The following is a 12,527-nucleotide window of genomic DNA, read 5'->3' as shown; positions in this document are numbered from 1 at the left end:
CCCCACTCCCCACTCCCTACTCCCTACTCCCCATTATTCCGATTACTAACTTTCAGCAAAAGCTAAAAATTGCTCCTCACTTATTCGCCCTGCTTGATATAAAGTATTAGTAATTTCCGAAATAGTTAAAACTGCATGACCACGATAACCCTTTTGTTGTAACTTATCTTTCACCCCTTGTTCATGATCAATAAATACCACAATGTCATTAACATTTAATCCTGCTGATTCCAACTTCTCTGCCCCTTCCATAACACTTTTACCGGTGATGAGAATATCATCAACCACCACAACCGTTTCACCAGGATGAAAGTTACCCTCAATTACTCTCCGAGTTCCGTGAGCCTTTACCTCTTTACGGGGAAAAATCATCGGACAATGAAGGCGCAAAGCTAAACCAGTAGCTGTGGGTAAAGAACCGTAGGGAATACCTGCTAATCTATCAAAATTCAGGTTCTTCAAAATATTTTCATAGGCAGTGAGAACTTGATTAAAAACTTGGGGATTGGAAATAATTTTGCGTAAGTCGATGTAATAAGGAAATATCGCTCCTGATGCTTGGACAAAGCTGCCAAACATAATGCAGTCAATGTCATAAAGTTGTAAAATTAAATCCTGTTGGGGATGCTGATTTAACAAACAAACATCAGGAAACCATACAGAACAAGTTAAATTTTCGTGAATAATTTCAGCTTTTATTTGATTAATTTCTGCGCGCAGAGATTGGACTTCTTCAGATAGCTTTGTATTTCCCAACATATCTTGAGGAACAGGAATCAGCAAACCATCACCGTTAGCATTCAAGCCTGCTTCTAAAATTTTCTTTAGGTTTTGGCCTTGTGCCCAGATGCTACGCGCCATAATAATTCGTTCAGGAGCAACTGCTCGAATAAGTGCTAAAATTTCAGGGTTTGTAGTTCCCACTTCCAAACCCAATTGTTCGGGAGTTCCCCAGGTTTTTGATTCTTTTACTACCTGTAAGTAAAGAGGTGATTCTTTCGTCGGATATTGTTGTAAAGCTTCTGCACCTGGGTTAGAAGTACAGCATAAAATAAACACTGCTTTACCCTGATAGACCAAAAAAGGTGCTACCTGATCTTGTCCTGTATAGGGACTGAGAGTGATTGCATCCACCTGCCATTTTGTAAACACAGTCCGGGCAAAGATGGTACTAGTATTTAAGTCACTGTGTTTGGCATCTAAAATAACTGGGATATGGGCTGGAATAGCTGCTAAAGTTTTGTACAGCAGTTCTAAACCTGGAATACCTAAGGCTTCATAAAAGCCAAGTGTCGGTTTATAAGCACAAACGAAATCAGAAGTTTCAGCAATAATGAATTGTAACCACTTCTCCAAACCAGCGATGAGTTCTTCAGATTCATAACGCCCAGGCATCATCTCTGGATTTGGATCAAGTCCTACAAACAGTAAGCTTTGATTTTGCAAGATATTACGATTCAATTTATCAACAAAAATCATATTTTTAGTTTTTTAAAAAGGATAAACACCAACATCATAAAAGTTAGGAGTTATTTTCCCCTATCCTTCTCATTTTCCCTTAGAGTTGTTCGTTTATCAAAACATTGATTCTGTAAGTTGAGTGCCCCCAGCTTTCCGCCCTAATAAAGAGTGAATCACTGCAAAGAGGATAAACATCGGTACTGAAGCAAAGTGAACAATTCGTAGTGCTTGCCAATTGCCAAATAAATCCACAATCCAGGGGAATTGAGCAGGTTTATACATTCCTATTCCTGTAAATAACGCTAGTAGCAAGATAGGAATAATTGCTGTATAGGCAATACGATGCCAAGCATAAGTTATCCGCTTGGAATTTTGACTTTTTTGTAATGCTTTGAGGTCATTGGCACTTACAAAGCGATGTCGCCAGCGCTGGGTAATTAAAATGTAAATTCCATACCATAAAAGATTCAATGAAAATAGCCACATTGCTGCAAAATGCCAGTGTCTCCCTCCTGCTAGCCAACCTCCTAAGGTAAATATGGGAGGAATGTGCAAACCTGCACGTCCACCAAAAACAGGGTTGGCGTTGTAAATTTGTAGTCCACTGGTGAGCATAATAAACAAACTAATGATGTTACACCAGTGGAAAATTTTGGCTCCTATTGCTTGGATAGGTGGCTTCCGAGTTTGAGAGGAAACGGTCGAAGTCATAGATTTTGACTGATAAAGTTTGCTGTTTATCTGTTTTAAACAGGTATAAGCGTCTGTCTTGGGTAAATAGCCCTGCAAATTTGAGGGTGGTATTGCTCACCCTTATTTTCCCATTTTATGATTCAGTATTTTGGCAAAGATGTTCGCTACTGTTTTAATAGTGCGATCGCATTATAGTTTAATTGCGATCGCTCCAAATTCTGGTTGTAGTTCAACAGCGACTTTTGAAAAAAGTTGAGAAGCGCAACGAAATTTGATTTATTTGAGTAATGCTTATATTTAAACTAAGCGTAGGCGTAGCCCGTCGTAGACATCGCTTGTAGATTTACACTATAAATTAGAGCGATTGTCTGTAGAATAACATCATTCACCACAACTAATAGTGATCGCTTTTGGATTACTCAATAGATGTAATACAAATATCATGGAATAGCCTTTAAGGTTTGTTAACAGAGCAGTTAAAAATTAGGTAATAAACCTGCTTGTTGACAAATTTAATTAGCAGTAATACGATCAATAGTACGATGCCGTATAAATAAAAGCCATTTTCTTCTAAGTATTTAATTAGGTCTTTTCCTTTGACTGACACACTCAAACCCAATAGGTTTTGGTTAAGGCAAAAGACGCGATAAATCGCCGTCTCTACAATAATCAATCTTTCGTCGTGACGACGATTTATCGCGTCTTACCGATCTAGAATTTTCATCAAAAAACCTTAACCGAACCGTATTGCACTCAAACCTCTATAGGAATTTGTTCGAGCAAATAACTACCTGTGGGAATTTCTTTATTTTGTTGACGATAGGCAAGAACCATTTCTTTTGTTGCATCTTTCAACATAGCCCTGCATTCTTCTATAGTTTCTCCTTTGTTCTAATGATTCTTGTACCCCTACTCAGGTTGTACCCGAAGATCACTATTATCATCACCAGTGACAAACTTATATCCGCGTGCAGGAATCCAGATTTTTTCTTTTTTTGATGCGATTACATTTGGATGTATAGGGTGTGTTTGACCAGACTCCCAGATAACTTTTAGATCACTAGTATCAGGACGCAATAATTTATACCCTGGTGCAGCAACCCATTTTCCTTCTGTTTTTGATGCAATTACGTTTGAATATTTAGGGTGTAAACTATCAGGAATCCAACTTTTAGACGGTGTTTTTGCAACAATCGCAGATATAGGTTGAGAATCAGATTTGTTAAGATACTTTTTATAATTCTCCCACAAAATGTAACCAAATACAGTTAATGGAACAGTCAAAATAGCAAGAATAATATTCAGGATAAACTTATGATCTTCTAGCAAAACATTAAGGTAATGCTTATACCTTTCTAGCGAAATATTACGGTAATGCTTCTGATTTTCTAACCGATTATTTTCTTGACGTTGTTCGTATTTCTTATTTTCTTCTTCTTTTACTTTTCGAGAACGTTTATACCCTTGTAAGAGAAAAAAAGCCGCAGCCGCAGTTCCTAAACCAAGCAACATTATAAATGGCATAAGGTTTTTAATTGCATCTCAGTAATTATCTTTATGAGCAAATTATACATAATTTTCTATATGAGCATGGGATCAACTAAATAGGGGTAAAAATGGCTGAATCTTGCTCTTAGACCCGTTTTGAGGTGCGAACTATGCTAGACGGCGTAGATATAGCGTAGCTGTTTCAATCCTTAATAGGGATTTTGGTGAATTGCAATGCAAGGTAAAAACGATACATAATAGATGTATCGAGTTCGTTTCAATCCCTAATAGGGATTTTGGTGAATTGCAATTAATAGCGCCGTTCGATAATTTATCAGAGGTAAAAGGTTTCAATCCCTAATAGGGATTTTGGTGAATTGCAATTGACACATCTGTACCAATGGATGATACAAGTTTGTTTCAATCCCTAATAGGGATTTTGGTGAATTGCAATACTTCATCTTTATTATCCCTATTTGGCGTTATTTCGTTTCAATCCCTAATAGGGATTTTGGTGAATTGCAATCACACTGTAAAAGGTTCTCCCACATGAATTCGGTTTTGGTTTCAATCCCTAATAGGGATTTTGGTGAATTGCAATATAAAACAGGCTTTGCAGTAAGTAAGCAGCAACTTGTTTCAATCCCTAATAGGGATTTTGGTGAATTGCAATTTTGGGTGTTTAGATTAGTGATGCTGCTTGCTTGGGTTTCAATCCCTAATAGGGATTTTGGTGAATTGCAATTTTGGGTGTTTAGATTAGTGATGCTGCTTGCTTGGGTTTCAATCCCTAATAGGGATTTTGGTGAATTGCAATCCAACGTAGGCGAACGAGAAAGGCTTGCACACCTTGTTTCAATCCCTAATAGGGATTTTGGTGAATTGCAATCCGCACTAGAAGCACTGCCTGACGCACCATTGCCGTTTCAATCCCTAATAGGGATTTTGGTGAATTGCAATTGTGCTGCAAATACCACAAGTACAGGGTATTGAGTTTCAATCCCTAATAGGGATTTTGGTGAATTGCAATCACGAATTACTCTTGATGTGAGTTTTGATAAATTAGTTTCAATCCCTAATAGGGATTTTGGTGAATTGCAATCTTGCAATGGACAGACTGATCGAGCGTAGAGAGAGTTTCAATCCCTAATAGGGATTTTGGTGAATTGCAATCTTACCTCACCGCTAGCATTTAGCGCGTTAAACACGTTTCAATCCCTAATAGGGATTTTGGTGAATTGCAATTTGAGTGCGGCGATTGATAAGTAAACCACCTCAGTTTCAATCCCTAATAGGGATTTTGGTGAATTGCAATGCTTTGCGGAAAACGAATAATTGTATTCCATCCTGAGAGTGTTTCAATCCCTAATAGGGATTTTGGTGAATTGCAATTCTTCCTATCCAATTAAAGATTTTTACCCATCTGGTTTCAATCCCTAATAGGGATTTTGGTGAATTGCAATACGATCGCGCTTCAGTTGCCCAAACTGCATTCGTTTCAATCCCTAATAGGGATTTTGGTGAATTGCAATGGCGAATAATTCAAAAGTTAGCGTGTGATGCCAAAGTTTCAATCCCTAATAGGGATTTTGGTGAATTGCAATAGCTGGCATCTAAAAGCCGTGCTGTATTTTGTTTTCAAGGTGCAGTTGCGCGAACCATTGAATCATAACACAGGGAATAGTCATAGCACAAGATGCAAATCGCTGAAACATAGTCCCCATAAGGTGCGCGGATGGTTTAAAAGCACTCTTGCCTCCAAAGTCTTATATAGATGGAGGTGCAGCCATTTTTTGCCCCTTCTCATTTTGTACACCTACCCATCCGCGCATTTGGCAAAGAAATTAGCCTAATTATCGATCGCTACCATCATTAAAATAAGCGATCGCCTAATACTTGCACACCTTAATTTCCCAAATCAGGAAATACTTCTTGCACAGCAGGATGCACTAAGTGATGATTCTGCACATTCACACCCTTAGCTAATGCTGGGTTAACTTCCAATGCCTTAATTCCTAAATTCGCCAACTGGACAACATAAGGTAATGTACTATTATTGAGTGCCTGAGTTGCTGTCCAAGGTACTGCTCCTGGCATATTAGGAACGCCATAATGCACCACACCCTCTTCAACGTATACCGGATTTGTGTGCGATGTGGGGTGTAAGGTTTCTATACAACCACCTTGGTCAACAGCAACATCAACTATTACAGAACCAGGACGCATTTGTTTGACCAATTCGCGGGATACTAATATTGGCGCCCTACGTCCCAGTACTAAAACTGCACCAATGAGCAAATCGGCTTCTTTAACGGCAGTTTCAATATGGGCTGAGTTGCTATAAAGTAATTCGACTCTAGAGCCAAATAGGGTTTCTAGGTAAGATAAGCGATCGACACTTACATCTAAAATCTGCACGATCGCACCCATACCTACAGCAATTTTAGCTGCTTCAGTGCCGACAACGCCACCACCTAAAATTACTACTTTACCTGGTTTGACTCCAGGTACACCGCCCAAAAGCACACCTCTACCACCTTGCTGACGTTCTAGGAATCTCGCTCCAAATTGTACTGCTAGCCGACCGGCAATCACACTCATGGGGGTGAGCAAAGGTAGTTTGTTAGCACCGGGTTGTTCTACAGTTTCGTAGGCGATCGCACAAATGCCACAATCAATTAAATGCTCTGTCAATTTGCGATCGGCTGCTAAATGTAAATAAGTAAATAATATCTGCTCTTTTTGCAAAAATTTATACTCGGATGTCAGAGGCTCTTTGACTTTTACAACCAATTCCCGATTCCAAGCCACTTCTGATGTGGGGACAATCTCGGCTCCAGCACTTCTGTAATCTTCATCTGTAAATCCAGCACCAGTACCTGCTTGCGTCTGGACAAAAATACTATGACCATTTTCCCGTAGCACCCTCACACTAGAAGGACTTAAACCTACCCGAAACTCTTGATCCTTATTTTCCTTCGGAACGCCAATTTTCATGTACCGCCTCTAATAATTTTTTGTTTAATAACTCTAGCCTGCCAATCTCTAGCTTGCTACTTCTACATTGGGATAGCTGTATTGGAAATAGCTATTCTCTGTCCTAAGTCCCTCAATTTCATCTGAGTAGCTCCAAACTCTTACCCTTGACTATTGCCCCAGTATTTATACAATATATAAAGAATAGTAACAATTTATTAAAAGAGCGATTGTATAGCTCCCTACTTGGAAGCTTTTGCTGAATTTCTCAAGTCATCTTGGCATTCAAGTACTGCAATCAGCTCATAAGCTACTAAGTGTAGGGTAAAGGTTAAGGGAAAAAGAACGAGCCAATTCTTTTAATCTTTACCGCTTATTCCCGCCTTAAGAGACTTCTGTGAGAAGTCTAATATCAAGTCCCATTTGCCGAAAAAAGGTTTCTTAAAAATGACACAACGACAACCAGCAATTACGCCTAAATTAGAGGAGCCTAAGTTTGGATTTAATGAATATGCTGAACGCTTGAATGGTCGAGCTGCAATGATTGGCTTCGCTTTGGTGATAGTGATTGAATACGTCACCAATCAAGGGGTGGTATCATGGCTGGGTCTGAAGTAGTGCCATCAATAAGGTGATTACAGAAGCCGACACTGTACTTGGTACTCCAAGTCAGTGTGGGTAGTTCACCAATTGATAACTAAACACTTCATTCTAGATCCTTTAATTAAATTTATTCGTAAATTATTGCCGTAGAATGTAAGCAAGAGAGGAATCAAGTGTATTAATATATTCAAGACTATTAATGACTATACTTCCTCCCCCTACTAAATAAAATATTAGTGTCTGCCTTAAATGAAAAAGGCAAATTACGGGTGAGGTATTCTTAGTAAATATATACGAAAGTGAACTGGAACTAACCAAGCTGTGATGAATGCCGTATTACCTCGTTTTTTGAAGTCAACCTACCGAAAAGAGCCAATAATCAGTGTATTGATTACGATGGGCGTTATCGATGCCCTAATTGGCGGATTGAATGATAGCTGGTCATTGTTCGCTTTTGGTTTGGGAACGGCAGGCACAGTGCTAGCCTTTAAGTTGTGGCGTATCCAGCAGCGTCGTCCTCTACCAGAGGAGCCTGTAGTGCAATATTACTTGCCCTCTCGTTCTTCTAGTCCGCCTTTACCAATGCTAAGTGTTTCTAAGAAAAAACCACCTCTTTAGGAAGTGCAGAGCTATTACTTAAATAATTCTGCAAAATCGATTGGGGTAAACCTATCTAAAAGTAAGTGAGGAAAAATAGTGAGTAGTGAGGGAAGAGGTGGGGGTAGTTTTCTGCGACCATACATTATCCTGACATTTATGGCAGCTGTTGCCCTTCCAGTGACTACCTGGGAGGGGTTTTACGTTCATCAGGCTGATGCTGCCGTTGAAGTAACACCAAATGCCCAAGATACCAACAGCTTTGCTAATCTACAACTACTTTATACACTCAAAGGACATAACGGAACCGTTAAATCCCTTGTTTTCACTCCAGATAACAAAATTCTTGTGAGTGGAGGTGCTGAAAACGAAGGTGTAATTCGCCTGTGGAATCCAGCAAACGGCAAAAAGTTGGGGAATACTACCAAAGCACACAAAACAGCTATAGAATCTTTAGTAATTTCGCCAGATGGTCAAACTCTCGTTAGCTGTAGTAATGACAATACAATTAACCTCTGGAATCTGAAAAATTTTAAATTTAGTCGGTCTTTTGTCGGACATACCAGCAACGTATTATCTTTAGCGGTGTCTCCTGATAGTAAAGTTCTGATCAGTGGAGCTTTAGATGGGATTCGTCTATGGGATTTGTTACAGCAGCGCCCTCTAGGTACTCTGGTACGTTTTGATAACTTGATTTATACCCTAGCTATTAGTCCTGATGGGCAAACTTTGGCTAGTGGTGACAATAAAGGTGTAATCAAGCTGTGGAATTTGAGTACCGGTCAATTAAGAAGTGAATTTGTAGCTCATTCTAATAGTGTTAGCGCTGTAACTTTTACACCAGATGGAGAAACATTAGTTAGTGCTAGTCGCGATCGCACCATTAAACTGTGGAATATTAATACTGGAGAATTAGTCCGCACCCTTACAGGACATAATAACTGGGTGAATGCGATCGCCATTAACCCCGATGGACAAACCCTTGCTAGTGCTGGCAGAGATGGAATTAAGTTGTGGAATCTACCTACAGGTGAATTGATAGGTATACTGAGTGGACATACAGACTGGGTGAGTGCGATCGCTTTTAGTCCAAATGGTAAAATTCTTGCTAGTGGTGGATTTGATCAAAAAATCAAGATTTGGGGAATTCCAGTAAAACGTAATTAAGAGCGATATCACAAAATAATCGTCAACTAGATATCAAACTTCTGAAAGAAGTATTGATTCATAATTTGTACTTGTTGGAAGATGTCAAGCTGCTCAAACTTTCGCTATAAGTTAAAGACAGAGGCTTTAGACATCAAGCAATGGCAAACAAACCCCAACCAGAAATAGAGGTGAACAAATCAGTTAATTCACCCACCGAAATTTCAGAAGTAAAAATCCATGTTCATTCATCAGTAGAAAATCAACCGTCTATATTAGAATCTTTTGCTGAAATTGTTTTTCAGAATAGCATAGAAGTCTTATACACAGCGATAGAGGTAGGAGAAGCCACAGCGAAACAAACACACAAGTTAATTGAGCAAGCAACTCAAACTAGTGGTGAGGTAGTGAATCGCCTCAGCGAAAATTGGCTGATCCGAAAAGTATCTGGCGTGTTAAATCTGAATTGGCTAATTGGCGCTACTGACGTTGTGAATCTGGAAAAAGCCGAAGCTGCGGTAAACAAGCTTAAGCAACAGTATCCTGATGAATCACCCAGGCAGATTGCTCACCGAATCATGGTGCAAAAAGCAACTAAAGCAGGCACTGTTGGGCTAGTAACTAGTATTTTGCCAGGAATAGCTGTGGCCTTATTGGCAATTGATTTAGTAGCAACCACAGAATTGCAGTCAGAAATGCTTTATCAGATTGCATCTGTCTACGGGCTAGATTTAAAAGATCCTGCGCGTAAAGGTGAAATTTTGGCAATTTTTGGTCTGGCTTTGGGTGGAGGACATTTGTTGAAAGCTGCGGGATTAGGCTTGCTGCGAAATGTGCCATTTGCTGGTGCAGCGATCGCTGTAAGTTCAAATGCAACGATGATCTATTCATTGGGGTATGCTGCTTGTCAATTTTACGAAGCCAAGCTAGACACATCAATTTCCCTGACATCGCCACAAACACTGGCAACATTAAAACAACAGAGTGAGAAGTATCTGGAAAGTGCGATCGCTCAAGAAGCCATTATGGATCAAATTTTAGTTCACATGATCCTTGCGAGTCATCCAGAAAAAACTTGGTCAGAAATTTTGCTAGAATTACAAGCTGTAAACCTCAGTTCTAACTCGTTGGATACCATTGCCCAAAATATTAAATCACCTAAGTCTTTAGATATATTACTCAGTCAGCTGAATCGTGATTTTGCCCTACCCTTGTTGGCTCAGTGTTACAAAATTGCCCAGCTTGACAACCAGACTACAGCAGTTGAGCAAGAAATAATAAAAGCGATCGCTAACAAATTTAATATTGATACAAATGGAATTGGGGCATAAGGCATTAGGAAAAGAGGTAAAAAAGTGGAGTTGTGAGCGGAGTTCACGAGTATCAAAAACATAACTAGCCCTTGTATCATGTTCTGTAAATCACTTACGATATGTCATTGCGAATGCAACGAAGTGGAATGAAGCAATCGCAAAGGTTTGAGATTGCTGCGCTCCGCTCGCAATGACATAAGCATTAAGTCGAACATGATATTACAAGGTGATTGAAAAGGTTGAATGAGGCTAAATATTTTTAATAAGTTTAAAGCCTGCCAAGTCGTTGAAGTTTGGCAGGCTTTTGTGGTGTTTTACTAAATTAATGTTCTGTCATTAGAACACATTGTTACGCATAACGCTCTACCGAGTATTACACGGTAAAATTCAGAATTTTTAGCTTCCACTCAACCAATTTTTCACTGGACATCAGCGGGAGCCTCACTCAGTCGCCAATAGTGATTGAAAGTTGGCCTGCCCCAAGTGTGCCTGGCAACTACGATTGAGTTCTCGACGCAAGTGCCGTTCTGAAGACCCAAAGCATAGTCTGGGAATGCCTTTGATTGGATGGCGTAAGTGTCGGGATCACCACTGATCGGAATCAAGACCCAGGACTGCAAATCGCCTTCTTTACGCTGTTGAAAGGTTGGGAAGTTAACTTCGTTTGGAGGGGTGGTTGCCACTGCAAAATACAACTCCTTATTTATCGAGGAGCTGATGAGGTAAGTTCCATCAGCTTGCTTGGCTAGAGTCCACAGATGTGCTTTAGCAGCAAGATAAGGATAGTCAGATAAAATACGAACCCCTAAATTTAAAATGGGTGTCAAACCATGTGGGTATGCATAAATACCCGTTACTTGGTGAATCAACATCCATTCACCGGAAACATCATCTGGGCGTGGCATTATAATTTCCTCATCGAGTGGTACTGTAATTTTGACGGTCTTGCCGCCAACGACTTCTCCATCGGCAATGACATTGAGGGAGCCATTGAAGACCTGATCCTCGTAGGTGGCTGGTACGGTGCCAATCCAGGAAACGTCAAAGCTAATTTCATGGTCTTGGTCTCTGCTGAGGGGACCGTAACCGCCGACTGGTGCGATCGCTTGCACAAAAGGTGCTGTGTCACCGATGGCTACCAGACTGACGTTCCCGATGGTGGTGATCTGTGCTGCCAATTCGGCAATGATCGTTTCCGCAATCGTATTTGCACTGACACCTTGGACAATTTTGCCACCTGTGGCCTTGGCGATCCTTGTGCCTTGTCCCTCAGTGCCGCCCGGATCGCCGCAGAATGGCTTATACCCAGTAGCTTTCGTTTTCGGATCGTCGTCCAGCCCCGCCGGAGCGCCGTCGCTTCTCAAGCTGAGGGCCAGCACCTTGATCTTCTCTGCGACTAGCTTCTTAGTAACCGATTCCTCGGTGATGTCGTAGGATAGGTTAGAGATTTGCTTGCATACTGCGTCGTGACCGGCAGCATCACCAAACCAGACGATAATCCGCTTGGAATCTGCGCGCCAACCGATCTTGCCACCTGGTGGTTCGGCAACCTGATCAAGAGCGTAGAACTGAGCCTCTGGAACGTCCTTACCGGGAGTGGTCGTCCAGCTAGCTACTGCCGCTTGGATCGCGGCGGTGTTGGCACTCAGGCTATGCTGGTGCGCGAAGGCGTAGGGATGTTCGCCAGTAACCGGAGCCGGAAAGTCTTTGTATTCGCCAACCCCGAATTGGACATCGGCCCCTAGCCCCCCGATTTGGGTTAGGACATCCGAGATCCCAATTTTGACGGCATCGATCGCCGTCTTCATGCTACCGGTCGTATCTGCGAGAAAATAGGCATCCACTTTGGGGACTATCCCAGATTTCGAGATAGTGACTTTCACCACTTCAGCTAACGTTTGATCTATGGACAGGGTCAGATCGTTTGTTGCAGGTGAAACCTGAATCGGAATACTCATTAACTTGAATAACTCCTTTGATCAAAAAGTTTTGCCTTCAAAAGGCATAATTCCCAAAAGTGTGATTTGATTAGACTCCTTGCTTTTATTCGGTAACTCTTAACCCTGTTTTGTCACTCTCGAAAAACATTGAAGAAGAATTCAGAAGTCAGAATTCAGGAGTCAGAATTAAGACGCTCTCTACGAGACGCTAATTCAGATAGATTTATGGACAAAAAGCCAAAACCAAAACTCTGCAATCCTTAAAAGTGACAAAAGAGGGTTAACAAGAAATAAAGAACAGCATCTCCTC

9 protein-coding genes and 1 CRISPR repeat array are annotated in these 12,527 nt (G+C 40.8%); of the genes, 4 read left to right on the top strand and 5 right to left on the bottom strand.

Features of this window, described 5'->3' with window-relative positions:
- Positions 1-45: 45 nt before the first annotated feature.
- The 4 genes from F8S12_RS06295 to ald form a co-directional block, all read right to left on the bottom strand.
- Positions 46-1,479, bottom strand: coding sequence for a bifunctional orotidine-5'-phosphate decarboxylase/orotate phosphoribosyltransferase (locus F8S12_RS06295; RefSeq protein WP_196515468.1), 1,434 nt, complete (start codon positions 1,477-1,479; stop codon positions 46-48).
- A gap of 96 nt (positions 1,480-1,575) precedes the next feature.
- The gene (locus tag F8S12_RS06290; RefSeq protein WP_196515467.1) at positions 1,576-2,172 is read right to left on the bottom strand and encodes a cytochrome b/b6 domain-containing protein; all 597 of its coding nucleotides are present in this window, start codon (positions 2,170-2,172) and stop codon (positions 1,576-1,578) included.
- 891 nt (positions 2,173-3,063) lie between these two features.
- Entirely contained in the window at positions 3,064-3,678 is a 615-nt protein-coding gene (locus F8S12_RS06280) for a hypothetical protein (RefSeq protein ID WP_196515466.1), read from the bottom strand.
- A 163-nt stretch (positions 3,679-3,841) separates the two neighbouring features.
- A CRISPR array of direct repeats spans positions 3,842-5,246; the repeat unit is 37 nt; unit sequence GTTTCAATCCCTAATAGGGATTTTGGTGAATTGCAAT.
- 301 nt (positions 5,247-5,547) lie between these two features.
- Entirely contained in the window at positions 5,548-6,639 is a 1,092-nt protein-coding gene (ald, locus tag F8S12_RS06275; RefSeq protein WP_196515465.1) for an alanine dehydrogenase, read from the bottom strand.
- Positions 6,640-7,065: 426 nt separating this feature from the next.
- Here ald and F8S12_RS06270 point away from each other — a divergent pair, with 426 nt between their 5' ends.
- The 4 genes from F8S12_RS06270 (at position 7,066) to F8S12_RS06255 (ending at position 10,295) form a co-directional block, all read left to right on the top strand.
- The gene (locus tag F8S12_RS06270; protein ID WP_196515464.1) at positions 7,066-7,236 is read left to right on the top strand and encodes a chlorophyll a/b-binding protein; all 171 of its coding nucleotides are present in this window, start codon (positions 7,066-7,068) and stop codon (positions 7,234-7,236) included.
- 309 nt (positions 7,237-7,545) lie between these two features.
- On the top strand, positions 7,546-7,839 hold the full coding sequence (locus F8S12_RS06265) for a hypothetical protein (RefSeq protein WP_196515471.1): 294 nt from the start codon (positions 7,546-7,548) through the stop codon (positions 7,837-7,839).
- A gap of 138 nt (positions 7,840-7,977) precedes the next feature.
- Entirely contained in the window at positions 7,978-8,985 is a 1,008-nt protein-coding gene (locus F8S12_RS06260) for a WD40 repeat domain-containing protein (RefSeq protein WP_196515470.1), read from the top strand.
- Positions 8,986-9,125: 140 nt separating this feature from the next.
- Positions 9,126-10,295, top strand: coding sequence for an EcsC family protein (locus tag F8S12_RS06255; protein WP_196515463.1), 1,170 nt, complete (start codon positions 9,126-9,128; stop codon positions 10,293-10,295).
- 401 nt (positions 10,296-10,696) lie between these two features.
- On the opposite strand, the gene F8S12_RS06250 is transcribed toward F8S12_RS06255, so the two are convergent.
- Positions 10,697-12,235 carry a hypothetical protein gene (locus F8S12_RS06250; protein ID WP_196515462.1) on the bottom strand — a complete coding sequence of 513 codons (1,539 nt, stop codon included), beginning with the start codon at positions 12,233-12,235 and terminating at the stop codon, positions 10,697-10,699.
- Positions 12,236-12,527 lie beyond the last annotated feature (292 nt).

This window comes from Nostoc sp. WHI (assembly GCF_015714725.1).
Taxonomy (GTDB): Bacteria; Cyanobacteriota; Cyanobacteriia; order Cyanobacteriales; family Nostocaceae; genus Nostoc.
The sequence above is the reverse complement of the archived record's forward strand: the minus strand, read 5'-3'. Positions and strand labels throughout refer to the sequence as shown.